This is a genomic window from Streptomyces sp. NPDC014870, from assembly GCF_043081505.1.
GTDB lineage: Bacteria > Actinomycetota > Actinomycetes > Streptomycetales > Streptomycetaceae > Streptomyces.
In genome coordinates, this window is sequence record NZ_JBIBWQ010000001.1 from 861,017 (window position 1) to 879,544 (window position 18,528).

Here is an 18,528-nt window from a genome sequence, read left to right on the forward strand (position 1 = left end):
CCATGTCCACGGCCCCGATCTCCCCCGCCCCGCGGTCCACGGATTCGACGTCCACGACCCCGGAGCCGACGGCCCTGCCCGTCACCGCGGTCACCTGCCTCGAGGACCGCGCCCTGGTCGAGCGCTCCACCGTGCTCGACCTGTCCGCCGGTGTCCACCGCCTGCGGCTCGGTCCGGTCGGCGCGCTCGCCGTCGACCGGACCCTGCACGCCGAGCTGACGGCCGATCATCGAGCGACCGTGCTCGATGTACGGCTGGTCCGCTCCTGGACCCCGCGCGGGCCGCAGCCGCCCACCGACGACGACTCGCCGCTGCGCCGACGCGCGCACGCCCTCGAAGAGGAGCGGGCCGGCCTGGACCGCCGGCGCGACCGGCTCCGCACCCGCCTCGACCTGCTCGGCCGCCTCGCCGCGGACCTGTTGCGGGAGATCGCCGAAGGCGTGGGCTTCGGCGAGAGCGAACGGGACCGCTGGGCCCGCGAGCTGGACCGGGTGGACGACGACCGGGACACCTGCGGCGAGGAACTCCGTACCGCCGAGGCCCGGTTGACCGAGATCAGCTCGGAACTCGGCGCTGTCGCACGGGCGATGGACCTCGCCGACGACGAACCCGTCGAGCTCGTCGGCCATGTCGAGCTGACGCTGGAGACGGATGCGGCGGGGCCGGTCGGCGTACGCCTGAGCCATCTCACCCCTTGCGCGCTGTGGCGGCCCGCGTACCGTGCCGTGCTCGACGGTGACGCGCTCACGCTGGAGACCGACGCGATCGTGTGGCAGCGCACCGGGGAGGACTGGTCGGACGTACGGCTCACCCTGTCGACGGCCCGCTCGGCGCTCGCGACCGATCCGCCGCGCCTGGGCGAGGACCGGCTGACCCTCAAGGACCGCTCGGCGGCGGAGCGGCGGACGGTCGACGTCGAGCTGCGCGAGGAGGAGATCGCGACGCTCGGACCGGCCCCGGTGCTCGGTCTGCCGGGGGTGGACGACGGCGGCGAGACGCGGGTGCTGCGGGCTCCCGGGCCGGTCACGGTGGCCGGTGACGGTCGGGCCCACCGGGTGCCGCTCTCCTCGTTCACGACCGCCCCGCGCCATGAGTACGCCTGCTCCCCGGAGCTGTCCCCGCTGGTCACCCAGGTGGTGCGGTTCGACAACGGCTCCGGGCACGCGCTCCTCGCCGGGCCGGTGGACCTGCTCCGCGGCGGCGGCTTCACGGGGCGCGGCACCCTGGACTTCACCGCCCCCGGCGCCCCCGTCGAGCTGGCCTTCGGCAGCCGCGACGACCACCGGGTGGTCCGGGAGACGGAGGAGTCCCGCGACACCACGGGGCTCAGCCAGCGGACCGTGGTGACCCGCACGGTCCGGCTGCACCTGTCACGGTTCTCCGCACCCGGCGAGCAGGGCGAGCGGGTGGTCGTCGTGCGGGAGCGGATCCCGGTCTCCGAGGTGTCCGCGGTGGAGGTCCAGCTGCGGAAGGACGCCTGTTCCCCGGCTCCGGACACGGTCGACGCGGACGGCATCGCCCGCTGGGACGTCCCGCTCCCGCCCGGCGGGCGCCGTACGGTCACCCTGGTCTACGAGCTCTCGGCGAGCGCGAAGGTGACGGGCATCTGAGGCCGGGCATCTGAGGCCGGGGATCTGAGGCCGGGGATCTGAGGCCGGGGATCCGAGCGGGTTGTTCCGATCGCGGATCACGGGGTTCCGCGAGGGCCCGCGCTGTCGGCGTCCGTGATCCGGCCCAGGTCGGCGAGGAGGGCGTCGAGCCAGGTCTCCGCCGCGTAGTAGCGGCCCGGGGCCCCGGCGGGTGGGGACGCCCCGGGCGCGGCGTCCGGCACGGCGTCCGGCGGGTCCTCCCGCGCGGCCGGGGCCTCGTCGGGCGACTCCAGCCGGGCGGCGAGCAGCAGCATCCGGCCCGCGACCCGGTCGCCGAGCCCGGTCAGCGCGGCGGCCTCCGCCGGATCGAGCGGCGGCACGGAGACCGGTCCGGGCGTCTCGCCCCGGGGTTCCGGCGGCGGTACGAGCAGCCGGTCGGCGCCCCACAGCGCGTGGTGCCCGGTCAGCAGAACGGCCTGCCAGTCGGTGGGCCGTACTCCCGCTCCCACCGCGGGCACCCGGGGCTCGGCCTGGAACTGGGCGTAGGCAGACTCGGCGAGGACGAGAGTACGGCGCAGGGCGGCGTGGCGGGGCGGGTCGGCCGGGTCCCGTACGCCGCCCGCCGCGATCGTCGAGGCCGTGGCCACGACGGTCTCGGCCGCCGACCGGAGCAGCGCGGCGCTGGACTGCCGTACCTCCCGGTGTGCGCCGCGCGGCCAGGCCAGCAGGCCGAACACGGCACCGATGGCGCTGCCGATGACGACGTCGAGCAGCCGCACTTCTGCCAACTCCCATGTGGCGGGTGCCAGTTGCGCGAAGACCAGCGAGACCACGATCGCGAAGAACGCCTGGGCCCAGCCGATGCCCTTCACCGGCCCCACGGTGAACGTGATCAGCAGCAGGGGTACGAGGACGGCCGCGTAGACCGTGGTGTCCGTGCCGACGAGGGCGAGGATCCCGGCGGTGCACAGCGCCCCGATGAGCGTCCCGGTCAGCGCCTGCCGGATGCTGGTCCGCGTCGCGTCCAGGGTGGTCCTGGTCAGGCTCAGCGTGGCGAGCATCGCCCAGAAGCCGTGCGGGAGGGTGTCCAGGCCGGCGACGACCCGGGCGGCCGCCAGGGCCAGGCTGATCCGTACCGCGTTCTGGAAGAAGACGGACCGGGACCCCGTGTTGCCGATCAGCCGCCGCCACCACAACTGGGGCGCCCGCATGGGCGCGTACCAGAACCGCCCGAGCGGCGGTACGGCTCCGGTGTCGCGCCCCCGTACGGCCAGTCTCGCGGCGGTCGACAGGGCGATGGCGGCATCGGCCAGTTCGAGCAGCGCCGCGTCGCGGCGCAGGGCCTCCGGATCGGCCGGCCGATCCCGCCCGGCGGCGACCGCGGCCCGCTCCGGGGCCGGGTTCGCGGCGCCCGCCCCGGGAACGCCGCGCAACAGCGCGGCGCTGTCGGCCGCCGACCGCGCGACGGCGCGCAGCAGTTCGAGGCCCGGTTCCGCCGGTGTCCGCCCGTCCGGCGCGGCGGGCAACCGGTTCAGCCGGTTGAGCAGGGTGCGGGCCGCGAGGCCGGTGTGGGCCAGCGCCCGCGAGCGGACCCCGGGCCCTGCGGGCCGGTCGGCCTCCGGCACCCGTGAGGGGCGCAGCGACTGGGACGCCGTACCGGCCGCGTCGCCCGCCGCCCGGGAGAGGGAGTAGGGCGGCCGGGCCAGCTCACCGGCGCAGCGCTCGGCGATGTCGGCGGCGCGGGCCGCGAGTTCCCGGTACGGCACGGTCGGCCGCTCGGGAAAGAGGCAGGCCTCGGCGACGACGAGCAGGAGGATCCCGGTGGTGGTCCCGATCAGCCGCTCGCCCAGGGTGTCGGGGGCGTACGGCGGGAACGAGGGGAGGATGTAGAGCAGCTGGAGCCCCGGCGCGGCGCCGGCCGGGCGGGGCCCGCCGACGGCGACGAAGGCGAGCGCGAAGCCGATGACGAGCATCCCGGCCACCGCGCTCGCGGTCCGCACGGCGAGGAAGGTCCCCACGACGACCAGGAGGCAGGCCACCGGCAGCACCCGCAGCATCACGACCGCCCGCTGCCGCCCGGTCCCCGGGATGCGCGAGAGGCCGCCCAACGAGACGGCGGCGAACAGCGCGTAGGTCGCGGTGACGGTCTCCCCGAACCCGTACAGGAACAGGTAGAACCCGCCCGCGGCCGCCACCGTGACCCGCACCGAGCTGCGGGCCGCCCCCGCATACGCGTCCGGCAGCCCCAGCAAACCGCTCACCCCACCAGCATCGGCCACGCCCCGCTCGTCGGCACCCGCTGCCCGGCCGGTGGGTGCGGGCATCGGCGGGCACCGGCCGGGCACGGGCGGGCATCGGCCCGGCGGCGCACGGGGAGAGCCGCCGCCTCATGCGGCACCCGTTCATGAACTATCTTGGGCGGCATCGGTACGAATGGGAGGCACCCCGTGCCATCAGGGCAGCAGGCGCGTGCGCAGGCGGCGGCGATCACACCTGGCACCCACCCCTCGGAGGCGGAGGAGGCGCCGCCCGTCGACCAGGTGCGCGCCCTCTTCGGGGGCCACCGGCTCTCCCCCGGCCAGCGGCGCATCGCCCAGTTCCTGATCGACCACCTCACCGAGGCGGCCTTCCTGTCGATCACCGAGCTCGCGGAGCGCGTCGGCGTGAGCCAGCCGTCCGTGACCCGTTTCGCGTCGTCGCTCGGGTTCAGCGGCTATCCCGCGCTCAGGGACGCCCTCCAGCCCATCGCGCTCAAGGCGGTCGCCGGAACGACCGAGGGGCGGGAGGCACGGCGGAGCAACGAGCTCCAGGCGGCGATCGACGCCGAGATCGAGAACCTGGCCTCCCTGCGCCGCACCCTCGCCAGCACCGACCAGATCCTCGACACCGGCCGGGAACTCGCCCGCTCCACCCCGCTCACGGTGCTCGGGCTGCGCATCTCGGTCTCCCTCGCCGAGTACTTCGCCTACGCGGCGCGGCGCATCCACCCCGATGTGCGGGTGGTGACCCGCGGCGGCAGTGTCGCCTACGACGCGCTGCTGCAGTCGCGCGAGGCGGGCGGCACCTGGGTGCTGGCCTTCGCGATGCCCCGGCACTCCAAGGAGACCCTGGCCGCCATGAGGGCTGCCCGGCGCGCCGGTCTGCGGGTCGCCCTGATCACGGACGTGGCGCTCGGCCCACTGACGCACGAGGCCGACGTGAGCTTCACCGCCGGCACCGGCTCACGCCTCGTCTTCGACTCGTACGCGGCACCGGGCGTGCTGTCGGCGGCCATCCTCCAGGCGATGGCGGACGCCGATCCCGAGCGGACCCAGGTCCGGCTGGAGAAGTACGAGCAGGCGTCGGACCAGTACGACTTCTTCCTGGAGGACTGACCGGGCCGGCCCCCGGGGGCACGATCCTGCATTGCTTCTTTCACGCCCTCGGATCGCATGAATTTTTTCATGCCCTTGCGTACTCGACGGTATATATATTTACTACAGGTGCCCCGCGGGCACGGGCAGAACAGCGTCGGGTCGGCCCCCCTCCTCCTCAGTCGGCCCCCGTGTTGTTCCACAGGGAGCACTTCGCGTTCCGCGAATGCCCCCGCGGCGGCTCCGGTCAACCCCTGGGCCGGAGCCGCCGCGCCCCTCCGCACAGGACCACCCTTCCTAAGGCGACGACGATGTCCCACCACGCCCCTCCGGTCACCCCCGACTGGCCCTACACGGTCGCGGCCCCAGGCAACCGCAACTGGGAGACCACGGCCGTCCGCTGGCTGCGCGACCTCCTGCCGGCCAGGTACGGCGGATACACCACCCTCACGCACCATCCGGTCCTGCTGGCCCGCCACGCCCAGCTGCAGGTCGAGCACGAGATCCGGGCGGTCAGGGTGGCGATGCAGACCTGCCGCGCCGAGCTGCCCACACTGGGCGTGTCCGGCACCACGATCGAGACCACGATCAGGCTGTACGCCCTGGAACTCCAGCAACTGAGCGGCCTGGCCCGAGGCGTCCGCCTGGTCATGGCAGCACTCCTGGCAAGCGAGCAGTCGGCCGGCCGCCGAGCCCGGGTCTGAGGCTACCGCCCCGGGTTCGCACCGGCCCTGCGAAGCCCTACGGGCTGTCGCTACGCGACACCCGCCACGGTGAGCACCGCGACCGGCAGGAGCAGCATCCACTGCGGCAGCCGGAGCAGTGGCCTCGTCCAGCCGACCGCCAGCGTGACGACCAGGAAGACGACCGCGTACGCGAGGAAGTGCGCGGCGACGAACCACGCCATCGGGCCGGTCGCCGACGTGTCCTCCGTCAGCGCGAGAAGGACCAGGGCGGCCGCCGAGAGCACCAGGTCGACGCTCACCATGTGCCACACGGCGTGCAGGACGCGTCGGGGTTCGTCCGCGAGTCCGCAGGACAACAGCGGGCGGACGACGTCCCGGCCCCCGGCGACCACATGCACCGCGGCCACACCGAACGCGGTGACGCCCGCCGCGAGAAGCCAGCCGTTCATCGGACCTCCATCCCCTTGGCCAGGACAGCGGCCAGCCGGCCGGGGAGCTCGGGGTCGGGGTCCTCCCCCGCGAGGCCGATGTGGAAGAACACGGCGCCGGCCAGGGTGTCCAGAACCAGATCCACGGGCGTGTCGACCGCGATCTCCCCGCGCGCCACGGCGCGCTCGAAGACGACCAACAGCCGCTCCTTCGCCGGAGCCAGGAAGTCGCTGCGGATGCGCGCTTTCAGCACCGGATCGGCGGCGAAGTCGGCGAGCAGTCCCGGGAGCGCCGCTGCCGCGGCAGGTGCCTGGAACTCGTCGACCAGGCCCCGCAGCAGTGCGGTCAGGTCCCCCGCCAGGGTTCCGGTGTCCGGGACCGGCGCATGGTCGGTGGTCGTGAACACCGCCTCGAAGACCAACTCCGGCTTGCCCCGCCACCGCCGGTAGACCGTGTCCTTGCCGACACCGGCACGGGCGGCCACCGCGCCGATCGACGTCGCGGCATAGCCGACCTCGGTCACCAGCTCTGTGACCGCGCCGACGATCGCCTCGTGCGAGCGGGGATCCCTGGGACGTCCCCTGGAGGACGGAGAAGAGCTCATACGATTTACGATACGGGTCGACCCGTTTGATAAACAACCCTGGACGGCCCGGATTCATACGTCGCGCAGACGCAGCATCGCGCCACCGAAGGTCAGCGCGGCGGTCGCCCACAGAGCCGGCACGCCCAGCCCCTCCCAGGGGCCGATCGGGAGCCGGTCGACGCCGACCGTCGTCTGGACGGAGAGGCCTGCCGGCATGGGGGCGATCCGCTGGAGCAGCCGCTGCCAGTCCGGGTCCGTGATCACCTGGGTTGCCGCGCTTCGGCGGCGTTCCGGTCCACGACCGGCTCCAGGCTGCCGCCGGTGCGCTCGAGCGTGCGGTCATGGTCCGGCTTGTCGAACGGCTGCCCGTCTACGGAAGGCTGCCGTCGGAACAGCTCACCGCTCGCTGGCCAGCGGGCCTGCCGGCCAGCCGTGGTCGGAAAGCGACGGGCGGGCGAGCTCCTTTCGCTCACCCGCCCGTTGACCGCCTTCTGGGCCAGGTCCGCACTCGACCACCTGCTGTTACGCGTGGGCCTTCCGAGCCTCTCCGTCTTCCTGATCGCCAGGTTCTTCATCTCCGCCAGGTCCACGTCGACGTGCTCGTCCAGCGTGTGCGCGAGGCCGGGGAACTCTCGGTGGGCACGCGCCAGGTCGGTGCAGTTGTGGACGAGCACGTCCTCTGTGCCCACCTGCACGTCAGCTCGCACTGGACCCACTGGTGGGCGCATCGGCAGCGGATGCTGACCTCGCTGCGACAACAGATGACCATCCCGTCGCGCCGGGCTTCCGCACTGCGGGCACATCACCAAGGAAGGACAACCGGACCCTACTCCCCCGGCGCCCGGGACGGAGGCGCCGGATGGTGACGTCGCCGCCTGCCCCGGGCTTCCTCAGAAGCTCGGATGGAGGGTCGCCTCACCCGTGACCGCGAGACCTACGCGCTCACCAGGGCGGACTGCGACCGGGCCCGGGGTGCGGACCTTGAGCGGGGTGTCGAGGGCGTCGACGGTGACGGTGAGCAGGGCGTCGTGGCCGTGGAAGCGGACCTCGGTCACGGTGCCCTCGGCGACGGCGTCGGCCGGGGGCGTGAGACGGAGCTGCTCGGGGCGGAGCAGGACGACGCCGTCGCGGAGTGCCGCGGGGGCCGCGAGCGGGACCCTGCCCAGGGCGGTGGTGGCGGTGGACCGCTCGGCGGTGGCAGAGATGAGGACGGCCTCTCCGACGAAGGTTGCCACCCAGGGGTCGGCCGGGCGGTGGTACAGATCCCGGGGGGTTGCGCACTGGGCGACGCGCCCCTTGTTGAGGACGGCGACGAGGTCGGCGGTGGAGAGAGCCTCCTGCTGGTCGTGCGTGACCAGGAGACCGGTGGCGCCGCTGTCGCGAAGTACAGCGCGTACGTCGGCTCGTACGGCCTCGCGAAGACCCGTGTCCAGCGCACTGAACGGTTCGTCGAGCAGCACGAGATACGGCTCGGGGGCCAGCGCGCGGGCGAGCGCGACGCGTTGCTGCTGACCGCCGGAGAGTTCGTGCGGCATGCGGTCGCCGTAGCCGGGAAGGCCGACCAGGTCCAGCATCTCCGCCACGCGGGCGCGCCGGCCTGCCCGGTCGCGCTCCGTGAGGCCGAAGGCGATGTTGCGGGCCACGCTCAGGTGCGGGAAGAGCGCGCCCTCCTGAGGCACGATGCCGATCCGACGCCGCTCGGGCGGAACGTGGACTCCCGGACCGCCGAAGAGGCGGCCGGCGACGGTCACGCTGCCTGCGTCGGCCCTCAGGAAGCCGGCGATCACCCGCAGCAGCGTTGTCTTGCCGCAGCCGGACGGTCCGAGGACCGCGACGAGTGAGCCACCGGGCACGGTGAGGTCGAGGCCGTCAAGGACAGGTGCCCCGGCCCCGTATCCCTTGACCACTCCGGTGACCTGAAGGTCGTTCATGTGCGGTGCCTTCCGAGCAGGTACGAGGGGACGGCGGCCAGCAGGATCAGCGCGGCGGCATACGGGGCCGCGGCGGCGAACGACCCGCTGCCGGTCTCCGTCCAGAGCCGGGTGGCCAGGGTGTCCGTGCCGGTGGGACGCAGGAGCAGGGTGGCGGGGAGTTCCTTCATGCAGACGACGAAGGTGAGCGCGGCGCCCGCCGCGACGCCGGGGGCCGCGAGCGGCACGGTCACCTCGCGCAGCACAGCGAAGGGGGTACGACCCAACGACCGGGCCAGGTCGTCGAGGACGGGCGGCGCCTGGAGCACCGCCGCCCGGGTCGCGGTCACCGCGACCGGCAGGAAGAGCACCGCGTACGCGCAGAGCAGCAGCGGCGTCTCCTGGTACAGCGGCCGGGCGTACCGGACGGCGAAGAAGACCATCGCGAGCGCGACCGTGATACCGGGCACGGCGTGTCCGGCGTACGCGGCCTGCTCCATGAGGTGCGCGACCCTGCCGCGATGGCGGGCAGCGATGACGCCGACCGGCAGCGCCAGCACGGTGGTGAGCGCGGCGCCGCCGGCGGCGAGGGTGAGCGTGGTGAGCGCGGTGCTGGTGAGCGCGGCCGGGTTCCACGTGGCGGAGGAGCCCACGGCCAGCCAGTAGCCGAGCACCGCGAGCGGGAAGGCGACGGACACCGCGACCAGGCCGCCGCACCAGGCGAGGACGGCCGGGCGCCACCGGCCGAGCGCGGCGGGGACGGCCCGCCGGGCGGTGCCCGTGCCGGTACGGGCGTAGTCGGCGCGCCCGCGGGTGCGGGTCTCAGCGGCGACGAGTGCGATCGTGATGAGGACGAGCACGGCGCTCAGCGCGGCGGCCGGGGTGCGATCGAAGCTGGCCCGGTAGGACGTGTGGATGCCGAGGGTGAAGGTGTCGTACCGCATGAGCGAGACAGCGCCGAAGTCGGACAGCACGTACAGCGCGACGAGCAGTCCGCCGCCCGCGGCGGCGGGTCGCAGTTGAGGCAGGGTCACGTGCAGGAAAGTGCGCAGCGGGCCGTGGCCGAGGGACCGGGCGACCTCGTCGTGCCCGGGGTCGGTGCCGCGCAGGGCGGCGGCGACCGGCAGGTACACGTAGGGGAAGCTCGCCAGGGTGAGCGCGAGGGCGGAGCCGGTGAAACCGGCCAGCGAGGGCGCGGCGGACAGCCAGGCGAACGCGGTGACGTAACTGGGCACCGCCAACGGGAGGGTGACCAGCACGGACCAGGCACGGGCGCCGGGCAAGGCTGTGCGGACGGTGAGCCAGGCCAGCGAGACGCCGATCACCAGGCACGCGGCGACGACGGTCGCGGTCAGACCGAGGCTGCGCAGGAGGAGTTCCCCGGTGCGGGCGTCGGCGACGACGTCCCACGCGTAGGCCGGGCCGCGTTCGAGCGCGCGGACCGCGAGGTAGCCGAGTGGCAGGACCGCGAGCAGGGCGGCGGCCGTGGCGGGCACGACCAGGATCCATCCGGGCCGGCCGCCGTCGCGCGCCCGCCCAGCGGGCGCGGGTGCGCCTGCCGGGCGGGGGTCGTGACGGGCCGGGGTGGAGCGCTCCGGTGAGGTCACGTCAGACAAGTCCGACTTCCTGGAGCATGGCCAGGGTCTGCTTGAGCGAGTCCAGCTTCCCGAGGTCGAGCTTCGGCGGCTGCAGGGTCTCCAGCGGCGGTACGCCATCGGCTGTCTTCACGCCGTCGACCAGCGGGTATTCCTTGGTCTCCGCGGCGAAGTACGTCTGGGCCTCGGCGGAGAGCAGGTAGTCGACGGCCTTCTGGGCGTACGCTGCCTGCTTGTCGTCCGCGCCCTTGAGGATGCCCACGCCGGCGACGTTGACCAGGCCGCCCGGGTCGCCCTTGGGCAGGTAGTGGACCTTGGCCTTGAGCTTGTCCACGCCCTTCTCGGCGGCTTGCTCGTACCAGTAGTAGTGGTTGATCAGGCCGAGCGAGACCTCGCCCTTGTCGACGGCCTCCAGCACCTTGAGATTGTTGTCGTACTTCTTGGGCTCGTTGGCCTTGAGGCCCTTGAGCCACGTACGGGCGGCGTCCTCGCCCTCCAGGACGCGCATGCCGGTGACGAACGCCTGGAAGGACGCGTTGGTCGGGACGAAGCCGATCTTGCCCTTCCACTCCGGCTTCACCAGCTCGTGGACGCTGTTCGGCGGGGTGGGGACCTGGGCCGGGTCGTACGCGAGCACCCGGACCCGGCCGCTGACACCGGTCCAGTCACCGGCCGAACTGCGATGGGCGGGCGCGACCTTGTCGAGGGTGGTCTTGGGGAGCGGGGCGAGGCGCTGCTCCGTCGAGAGCGCGCCGAGGGCGCCGGCGTCCTGGGAGAGGAAGAGGCCGGCCTCGGTCTTGTCACCCTCCTCCAGAAGCTGGGCGGACAGCTCGGCGCTGTCGCCGTAGCGGACCTCGACGTTGGCGCCGAGGTGCTTCTCCAGCTTCTCGATCAGCGGCTTCACGAGGTTCTCGTTGCGGCCGGAGTAGATGACCAGGTCGGCCGGTTCGTCGCTGCCGCAGGCGGCGAGCACCGGACCGAGCAGGAGGGTCGCGGCGAGCGCGGCGAGGGCGCGGGCCAGGGGGCGGCGCATGGGGACGGGGGTACCTTCCTGCGAAACCAACGGATCAAGGCATTAATAAGGTAATCCTTACCTAATGGTCAAGCCATCCGTGATAACGAACCCATCGCGAACACACATCCGGAACCACCCCCCTCTTCTCGATTAGGAAAGGCTTACCTACGATGCGCCCGTGACACTCCTCCCCTTCCCGCCTGCTCGCGGCAGCCTGCTTCCCCTCGCCCACGACCTCGCACTCCACGGCGACCGCACCGCGCTCGTCACCGCCGACGGCGAGATCTCCTACCGCGAACTGGCCAGGAGGGTCGCCGAGACGGCCGAGCGCCTCGGCCCCGAACGCCGGCTCGTCCTGCTCCCGGGCGCCAACACCGTCGAGGCACTCGTCATCCACCTGGCGGCCCTCTCGTCGGGTCACCCCGTCCTCCTCGTGCCGGGCGACCACCCGGAATCGGTGGCGGCACTCACCGCCGCGTACGACCCCGACGTCGTCGTTCACCCGGAGCCCGACGGAGACGGCGACTGGCTGATCGAGGAACGTCGGACGCTCTCCGCCCACACCCTCCACCCCGATCTGGCGCTGCTGCTCAGCACCTCCGGCTCCACCGGCTCACCCAAGCTCGTCCGGCTCTCGTACGAGAACCTCCAGGTCAACGCCGAGTCCATCGCGGCCTACCTCGGCATCCGCGACACCGACCGGGCCGCCACGACGCTGCCGATGCACTACTGCTACGGCCTGTCCGTGATCCACAGCCATCTGCTGCGCGGCGCCGGGCTCGTCCTCACCGGCCTCTCGGTCGCCGATTCCTGCTTCTGGGACCTGTTCCGTACCGCTCGCGGCACCGCGCTCGCGGGCGTGCCGTACACCTTCGACCTGCTCGACCGCATCGGGTTCGCCGACATGGACCTGCCCCACCTGCGGTACGTCACCCAGGCCGGCGGGCGGCTCGCACCGGAACACGTGGTCCGCTACGCCGAACTCGGCCGGCGCAGCGGCTGGGACCTGTTCGTCATGTACGGCCAGACCGAGGCGACCGCCCGGATGGCCTACCTTCCGCCGGACCGCGCCTTCACCCGCCCCGACGCGATCGGGATCCCGGTGCATGGCGGTTCCTTCGTCCTGGCTCCGGTGGAAGAGGTGGCCGATGACGGAGTCGGCGAACTGGTCTACACCGGGCCGAACGTCATGCTCGGCTACGCGCGCTCCCCGCACGACCTCGCCCTCGGCCGTACCGTCGACGAGCTGCGCACCGGCGACCTGGCGCGTCGCGCCGAGGACGGGATGTACGAGATCGTGGGCCGGCGCTCACGCTTCCTGAAGATCCTCGGCCTGCGGATCGACCCGCAGCAGGTGGAGACGATGCTCGAACGGCACGGGGTACGGGCGCTGTGCGCCGGCGACGACGAGCGGATCGTCATCGCCGCCTCGCGCAAGCCCGGCTGGGACGTGCGGCGGATCCGAAGACGGGTGGCCGACGAGTGCGGCCTTCCGCCGAGCTCGGTCGACGTGCACCTCGTCGATGACCTGCCCCGGCTGGCGAACGGCAAGCCTGACCGTGCGGCGGTGCGCGCACTGGCCCGGCCGACTGCCGAAAGCACCGTGACCGACTCGGGCGGCGTCTCGGTCGAGGACCTCTGCGCCCTGTACGCGCGCATCCTGGACCGCGCGGACGTCACCCCGAACCGCTCCTTCGTGGGCCTGGGCGGCGACTCCCTCTCGTACGTCGAGATGTCGATCCACCTCGAACAGAGGCTGGGCATACTCCCCCCGAGCTGGCACACCACACCGATACGCGAACTCCAGCGGCCCGCACCGACGGCCCCGAGCCGCGCGCGAACCCTGGAGACGAGTGTCGCCATCCGAGCGTTGGCGATCGTCTGCGTCGTCGGCTCCCACATCCCGATCTTCGAGATCCGCGGCGGTGCCCATCTCCTCCTCGCCGTGGCCGGGTTCAACTTCGCCCGCTTCCTGCTCACCTCGGCCGAGCGCCCCGCCCGGATCCGCCGCACCGCGCGCAGCATCGGACGGATCGCCCTTCCCTGTATGGCCTGGACCGCCTTCGTGCTGCTCGTCAGCGACGACTACGACTGGACCAACCTGCTCCTCCTGCACAACGCCCTGCAGCCGCAGGACATGGGCCCGGGCATCCATCTCTGGTTCGTCGAGGCCCTCGTCTACATCCTCCTGACGATGCTCGCCCTGCTGGCCCTGCCCGTCGTCGACCGCCTGGAACGACGCTCCCCGTACGGACTACCCGTCGCCCTCGTCGGCCTCGGCCTGCTCACCCGCTACGAACTCATCGGCCTGCCCGACCGCACCGAGATCACCGACGCGGTCACCGTCTTCTGGCTGTTCGCCCTCGGCTGGGCGGCAGCCCGAGCGAACACGATGCCCGGACGGCTCCTCATCACGGTCGCCGCGCTCGCCACCGTCCCCGGATTCTTCCCCGGCGAGCCGCGCCGCGAACTGTTCGTCATGGCCGGCTTCCTGCTCCTGGTGTGGTTCCCCACCCTGCCGAGTACCCGCCGCGTCAGCCAGACCGCCGGCCTCCTGGCCGGCAGTTCCCTCGCCATCTATCTGACGCACTGGCAGATCTACCCGCTCTTCGACGGCATCTCCAAGCACCTCGCCTTCGCCGCCTCGCTCGCCTTCGGCATCGCCTACGCCTCGGTCGTCGCCCGACTCAGCAGACGGGAAGGCCGCGCCGCCCTGAGGGCTGTCCGGTCATCGATCTTCGAGTCGCGCTGGGCAGGGGCAGTTGCGGTGCGTACGCTCGCCGCTGTCCGGCCAAGGCGAGGTTATGCAGGCGGGCAGCGCCGACCCTGACGTAGTGGACTCCGTCGCCTTTGAGCCGACGGTCGCCGATGGCGGCTTTGCCAGCGGATTCATCCCCTGCCTTGCAGTCGTTGCGGTCTCCGGCGAGCGGCCGGCCGACCGCGACGACGCGCCGGGTATCGGTGCCGATGACGACCGGGTTGTCGGTGGAGTACCAATGGTCCTTCGACCGCTCGGCGATGGTGTGGTCCCCCGGTGGTCTACGCATTCGGACGCCGCCGGGTGATGGCGGCCTTGGTCGACCATCTGCGGACCGGCAAAGACGCTGAGCGAGTCGGTGCCTGACGAGCCTCGTACGACGCCCATGCCCCCTTGCGTGCGGCCGGTCTCCGGCGTACGGACCGGCGGGGTACGTGACCCCGCTCTGGACGAGTCACAAGACATCAAGGCCGCTTGGTCGGAGGCATCCATGCGGGCGTTCGCCGCAGCAGCACCGAACCCACTACCCGAGAAACCACAGCCGCACCTGGCGCTCCGGGTTGTCCTTGTTCGTGTCCGCCAACCTCCTCAAGGACCACATTTACCGCAGTCCAGCAGTTGTGAGCACGGGCTGGGGCGGTGTCCGGAGCGGCCCTGACGGCCGTCGGCGCGCGAACCAGAGAGGCCCCGCAGGGCATCCACCTGCTACGGGGGATGCCCTGCGGAGCCGTCACGGTCAGCGCACGTCGTAGGCGCGGGTGACCGTCTGGAGCACGGAGTTGCCGTTCGCGTCGGCCAGTTCGGCGCGCAGCGTGACCTGCTTGCCGGATGCGGCCGCGTGGTCCACGGTGGCGGTCCAGGTGCCGTCGTGCCGGGTGACCGGGGCCTCGGTCCAGGTCGTGCCGCCGTCGTAGGAGTAGGCGAGCTTCGCGGAGACCAGCCGGGCCGGGGTGTATCCGCCGTGTCCGGTCGCGGTCAGGCTGATCTTCTGGCCGTTCGCCGCGGCCAGGGTCTTCATGCCGTCCTCGGGGAGCGTGTAGCGAGGGAAGAGGATCGGGATGCCCTGCGAGTAGACGCTCTCGTCGAGCTTCGAACGGAACCGCCAGACCGTCTTGATCACGGTGGACCGCTGCCAGAACTTGGCGGGATACCCGAACTTCTCTATGTTCTGCTCCAGTTCGTACGCGGCGTCCTCCGCCGGGACCTCGAAGACATCGGACGGGTATATGGACTCGCCGATCTGCTCGCCGTCGCGACGCAGCCGCAGGTTGCCGATGTCCCCGAACGAGCCGGCCTCGGCGTAGTGGGCTCCGTCGCCCCACATCCCGGTGGCGAAGCCGATCAGCTCGCCCTGGCGCTCCGCGGCGAGCATGGGCCTGCCGGTGGCGTCGATCGGGGCGCGCGGGGAGATCACACCGTCGTACCACTGGTCGTCACGCCGCTCGCCCGCCTTGTACGCACGAGGGCGGTCGATCATGAACTCGCCCCAGGGGAAGCTGCTGGATACGTAGTGCCGCCAGGTCGTGTCGCCGGGGGTGAAGAACTCGGTACGGGTGCCGGGCGCCGCGACGGTCTCGTACGGCACGAACACCTGACGGCCGTCCGGCCGCCCCACCAGCATCATGTCGATGTAGTCGGTGGCGACACCCATCGAGTGGTACGTGGCCCGGCTGCGGCCGAGGCGGTCGTCGTCGACGCGGTGCGTCCGGTCCTCGTCCACCTCGCCGCGGTGCGGGAAGGCGAGCGTGTAGACGTACGGACTCTTCGAGGCGGCCTTCCAGCGGATCGTGACCCCGCCGGCCGCGAGGCGGTCCAGCAGCACCCTGGCTTCGGCGGACTCGACTGCGAGGGCCGGGAGTTCGCCGCCGTTGGTACCGACCACGGGGAACCAGCGGCCGGGGGTGGTGCGGTGGGCGACGACGGCCTTGGCCCCGGCGGCCTTCGCGGCGCGGACCTGCTGCACGACGGATGTCTGGTCGTCGGCGATCCGGACCAGGGCGAACCTGTCCCGGACGCCGGCGGCTGCCAGCTCCTCGGCCGTGCCGGTCCCCGCGTCGACGAGCGGCGTCTCGCCGGCGCCGTTGAGGTTGACCGAACCCGCGGAGCCGGCGACCGGGTGCAGCCTCTCGCCCCCGGCGACGGCGAACTCGCTGATCAGCGGTGCCGCGGCCCGCCAGTAGTCGGCGAACTCGAAGTCGCCGTCGTGCGCCTCGCCCTCGACGGAGGCGTAGTAGCCGCGGACGGCACGGCTGCCGGACAGGGTTCCGGCGTGCATCCAGGTGTCGTCCCAGGACCGAGCGAAGGACAGGGTCGCGCTGCGCACCTCGGTGGGGCGGTCGGTGCGCAGCCGCAGCCGGTGCGCCTCTCGGGCGTCGAGGACGACGGTCGTGTCCTTGGTCAGCTCCAGCTGCGGGCGTCCCAGGTACGCGATCGAGTCGGCGAGCTTCGCGCCCTCACCGGCGTCGGGGGTGACGACGAAGCCGGACAGGAAGTATCTGCCGGGGCGCAGCCGGTACGTCTGCTCGGTGGCACCCGCGTTGTAGCGGCGCTCGCCGGTCGCGGTGTCGGTGCTGACGACGTCGAGCGACGAGGGACCCGAGGCGGGCCGGCCGAGCCGGTCCACGGTCTTCACGGTCAGGGTGACGGTGTCCGGCTTCACGTACAGGGAGAACGGCGTGGAGACCTGGACGCCGCCGGCGGTGGCGACGACCCGGCCGGTGATGTCGCCGTACTGGGCGGCCTTCAGCCGTGCGGCCGGGTTCAGCACGAGCGGGACCTTGACGGTGGCCCCGGCGGGGACGGTGACGCGGGTCGCACCGAGGCGCGCGATCCCGGAGCCGATCTCCGTGCCGTCATTGCCCGTGACGTGCTGGAGGGCGAGGGCCAGCTTGACCGGCCGGTCGCCCGTGTTGGTGTAGGGGACGGTGACCGTGGTGCGGTCGGAGCTGTTCTGCGGCCAGTTGAAGGTGCCGCCCTGGACGGCGGGGGCGCCGACGACCGTCTGGTCGATCGCGGCCTTGACGTCGAGCCGGCCGCCGCCGGTCTCCCGGACGTCGCCGGGGATGTCTGTCTCGGCGGAGGAGACGAGGGCCGCCTTCAGCTGTTGGGCCGTCCAGTCGGGGTGGCGCTGCTTGAGGATCGCGGCGGCGCCCGCGACGTGCGGGGTGGCCATCGACGTACCGGACATGGCCTGGTAGGCGTACACGCCCCGGCCGCCGACGGCGGCGGCGGAGATGGCGACGCCGGGCGCGGCGATCTCCGGCTTGAGGGTGTGGTTGACGATCGTCGGGCCACGGCTGGAGAAGTACGCGGTGGAGTCGTCGCGGTCGGTGGCGCCGACGGTCAGCACGTCGGGGGCGCAGCCGGGCGAGGAGACGGTGTTCAGCGTCGGTCCGGAGTTGCCGGCGGCTATCACGAACAACGTGCCGGCGTTCTGGGCGAGTTGCTGCGCGGCGGCACTCATCGGGTCGGTGCAGTCGGTGGGTACGGAGCTGCCGAGGCTCATCGAGACGACGTCGGCGCCCTGGCCGACGGCCCACTCCATGCCGGCGATGATCCAGGAGGCGGCGCCGGAACCGGAGTCGTTGAGGACCTTGCCGTTGAGGAGCTCCGCGCCGGGCGCGACGCCCTTCTTCTTGCCGCCGCTCGCCGCGCCGGAGCCGCCGACGGTGGAGATGGTGTGGGTGCCGTGGCCCGCGCGGTCCTCGGCGGTGTCGGAGTCGGTGAAGTTCTCCGAGGCGACGATCCGGCCCTTGAGGTCGGGGTGCTCGGCGTCGGCGCCGGTGTCGAGGACGGCGACCTTGGTGCCCTTGCCGTCGAAGCCGGCCGCCCAGGCCTCGGGGGCGTGCACCTGCTTGGTCGAGCGCTCCAGGGTGGCCTCGACCTTGCGGTCCAGCCAGACCTTCTTGATGTCGGCGCCGGAGTGGGAGCGGCGCGAGGTGATGTCGGCCCAGAAGGCGGCGGCGCTCTTCTTGTCGGCCTTGAGCGCCATGCCGTGGGCCGCCTTGAGCACCGGGCCGCGGTCGGCGCCGCGCGGGGAGGCCGGAACGGCGCGGGCGACGTCGACGGAGGAGTCGTAGACGGCGATCAGCGGCAGGGCCGCGGTACGGGAATCGTCGTAGCCCTGCCGGATCAGACCGGTGACGTTGAAGAGTTCCTCGTCGACGCGGTCCGCGGCGAGCGGCCCGGCGGCGCTCTCGGGGTAGACGTACAGGTCCTCACCGGCCTGCCGCGTCTCCAGCAGGGGCAAGCTGCCGTCCTCGCGCGGCAACGCCGTCGCGGAGGCGCGCCCGGAGCGGTCTGTCACGACCAGGACCCGGTCGCCCGTGACAAGCGTGACCGTCGCGGACCTGCCCGCGTGCGACGCGGCTTCCTGCGTGCCGACGAGCGGTCTGTCGCCGGAAGCGGAGGGCTCCGGGCGGGCGGCCGCTGCCGGCGTCAGCGCGGTGACGGCCAGGACGGCGGCGGTCGCCGCCCCCAGGGCCGTACGCGATATCGGGCGCATCGTTCTCCCTCGGTCGTTGGTTCTGCTGCGGTGTCGACACCTTGCCAAGGGAGACGGGCAAGGCGGAACAGCAGCTTCAGGCGGGAAGGTGCCACAACCGTTT

General features: G+C 72.5%; 13 protein-coding genes and 1 pseudogene. 4 read left to right on the forward strand and 10 right to left on the reverse strand.

Annotated features, from left to right (window positions below):
- Positions 1–2 precede the first annotated feature (2 nt).
- The gene (locus tag ACF09C_RS03585) at positions 3–1,610 is read left to right on the forward strand and encodes a DUF4139 domain-containing protein (RefSeq protein WP_392088181.1); all 1,608 of its coding nucleotides are present in this window, start codon (positions 3–5) and stop codon (positions 1,608–1,610) included.
- A 77-nt stretch (positions 1,611–1,687) separates the two neighbouring features.
- Here the strand turns inward: ACF09C_RS03585 and ACF09C_RS03590 are convergent, their stop codons facing one another.
- On the reverse strand, positions 1,688–3,850 hold the full coding sequence (locus ACF09C_RS03590) for an FUSC family protein (RefSeq protein ID WP_392088182.1): 2,163 nt from the start codon (positions 3,848–3,850) through the stop codon (positions 1,688–1,690).
- Positions 3,851–4,036: 186 nt separating this feature from the next.
- Between ACF09C_RS03590 and ACF09C_RS03595 the strand changes: the two genes are divergently transcribed.
- Together ACF09C_RS03595 and ACF09C_RS03600 are read left to right on the forward strand one after the other, a co-directional pair.
- Positions 4,037–4,963 carry a MurR/RpiR family transcriptional regulator gene (locus ACF09C_RS03595; protein WP_392088184.1) on the forward strand — a complete coding sequence of 309 codons (927 nt, stop codon included), beginning with the start codon at positions 4,037–4,039 and terminating at the stop codon, positions 4,961–4,963.
- 290 nt (positions 4,964–5,253) lie between these two features.
- Positions 5,254–5,646 (forward strand): hypothetical protein, encoded by a 393-nt coding sequence (locus ACF09C_RS03600; RefSeq protein ID WP_392088186.1) that lies wholly within the window; start codon positions 5,254–5,256, stop codon positions 5,644–5,646.
- 50 nt (positions 5,647–5,696) lie between these two features.
- Here the strand turns inward: ACF09C_RS03600 and ACF09C_RS03605 are convergent, their stop codons facing one another.
- The 7 genes from ACF09C_RS03605 to ACF09C_RS03635 all read right to left on the reverse strand — a co-directional run bounded on the left by ACF09C_RS03605 (position 5,697) and on the right by ACF09C_RS03635 (position 11,181).
- Positions 5,697–6,077, reverse strand: coding sequence for a hypothetical protein (locus tag ACF09C_RS03605; protein ID WP_392088188.1), 381 nt, complete (start codon positions 6,075–6,077; stop codon positions 5,697–5,699).
- Positions 6,074–6,661 (reverse strand): TetR/AcrR family transcriptional regulator, encoded by a 588-nt coding sequence (locus ACF09C_RS03610; protein WP_392088190.1) that lies wholly within the window; start codon positions 6,659–6,661, stop codon positions 6,074–6,076. The genes ACF09C_RS03605 and ACF09C_RS03610 overlap by 4 nt, the downstream gene beginning before the upstream one ends.
- A gap of 54 nt (positions 6,662–6,715) precedes the next feature.
- Positions 6,716–6,907, reverse strand: coding sequence for a hypothetical protein (locus ACF09C_RS03615; RefSeq protein WP_392088192.1), 192 nt, complete (start codon positions 6,905–6,907; stop codon positions 6,716–6,718).
- The gene (locus ACF09C_RS03620) at positions 6,904–7,317 is read right to left on the reverse strand and encodes a hypothetical protein (protein ID WP_392088194.1); all 414 of its coding nucleotides are present in this window, start codon (positions 7,315–7,317) and stop codon (positions 6,904–6,906) included. The genes ACF09C_RS03615 and ACF09C_RS03620 overlap by 4 nt, the downstream gene beginning before the upstream one ends.
- A gap of 216 nt (positions 7,318–7,533) precedes the next feature.
- A complete protein-coding gene (locus ACF09C_RS03625) occupies positions 7,534–8,574 on the reverse strand; it encodes an ABC transporter ATP-binding protein (protein WP_392088196.1) in 1,041 nt (346 codons plus the stop codon).
- Positions 8,571–10,160, reverse strand: a complete 1,590-nt coding sequence (locus ACF09C_RS03630; RefSeq protein WP_392088692.1) for an ABC transporter permease — start codon at positions 10,158–10,160, stop codon at positions 8,571–8,573. The genes ACF09C_RS03625 and ACF09C_RS03630 overlap by 4 nt, the downstream gene beginning before the upstream one ends.
- Position 10,161: 1 nt before the next feature.
- Positions 10,162–11,181 carry an iron ABC transporter substrate-binding protein gene (locus tag ACF09C_RS03635; RefSeq protein WP_392088198.1) on the reverse strand — a complete coding sequence of 340 codons (1,020 nt, stop codon included), beginning with the start codon at positions 11,179–11,181 and terminating at the stop codon, positions 10,162–10,164.
- A 160-nt stretch (positions 11,182–11,341) separates the two neighbouring features.
- On the opposite strand from ACF09C_RS03635, the gene ACF09C_RS03640 reads away from it, so the two are divergent.
- Positions 11,342–13,993, forward strand: a complete 2,652-nt coding sequence (locus ACF09C_RS03640; RefSeq protein WP_392088200.1) for an AMP-binding protein — start codon at positions 11,342–11,344, stop codon at positions 13,991–13,993.
- On the opposite strand, the pseudogene ACF09C_RS03645 reads toward ACF09C_RS03640, so the two are convergent.
- A pseudogene (locus ACF09C_RS03645) lies at positions 13,950–14,201 on the reverse strand (hypothetical protein); the annotation flags it as partial. The gene ACF09C_RS03640 and the pseudogene ACF09C_RS03645 overlap by 44 nt on opposite strands.
- A 456-nt stretch (positions 14,202–14,657) precedes the next feature.
- The gene (locus ACF09C_RS03650; RefSeq protein ID WP_392088202.1) at positions 14,658–18,425 is read right to left on the reverse strand and encodes a S8 family serine peptidase; all 3,768 of its coding nucleotides are present in this window, start codon (positions 18,423–18,425) and stop codon (positions 14,658–14,660) included.
- Between the last annotated feature and the right edge of the window lie 103 nt (positions 18,426–18,528).

Bases quoted from the DNA above. Each gene is read 5' to 3' on its own strand.
- ACF09C_RS03585 (WP_392088181.1), top strand. From the start codon at position 3: ATGTCCACGGCCCCGATCTCCCCCGCCCCGCGGTCCACGGATTCGACG.
- ACF09C_RS03600 (WP_392088186.1), top strand. From the start codon at position 5,254: ATGTCCCACCACGCCCCTCCGGTCACCCCCGACTGGCCCTACACGGTC.
- ACF09C_RS03605 (WP_392088188.1), bottom strand. From the start codon at position 6,077: ATGAACGGCTGGCTTCTCGCGGCGGGCGTCACCGCGTTCGGTGTGGCC.
- ACF09C_RS03610 (WP_392088190.1), bottom strand. From the start codon at position 6,661: ATGAGCTCTTCTCCGTCCTCCAGGGGACGTCCCAGGGATCCCCGCTCG.
- ACF09C_RS03625 (WP_392088196.1), bottom strand. From the start codon at position 8,574: ATGAACGACCTTCAGGTCACCGGAGTGGTCAAGGGATACGGGGCCGGG.
- ACF09C_RS03635 (WP_392088198.1), bottom strand. From the start codon at position 11,181: ATGCGCCGCCCCCTGGCCCGCGCCCTCGCCGCGCTCGCCGCGACCCTC.
- ACF09C_RS03650 (WP_392088202.1), bottom strand. From the start codon at position 18,425: ATGCGCCCGATATCGCGTACGGCCCTGGGGGCGGCGACCGCCGCCGTC.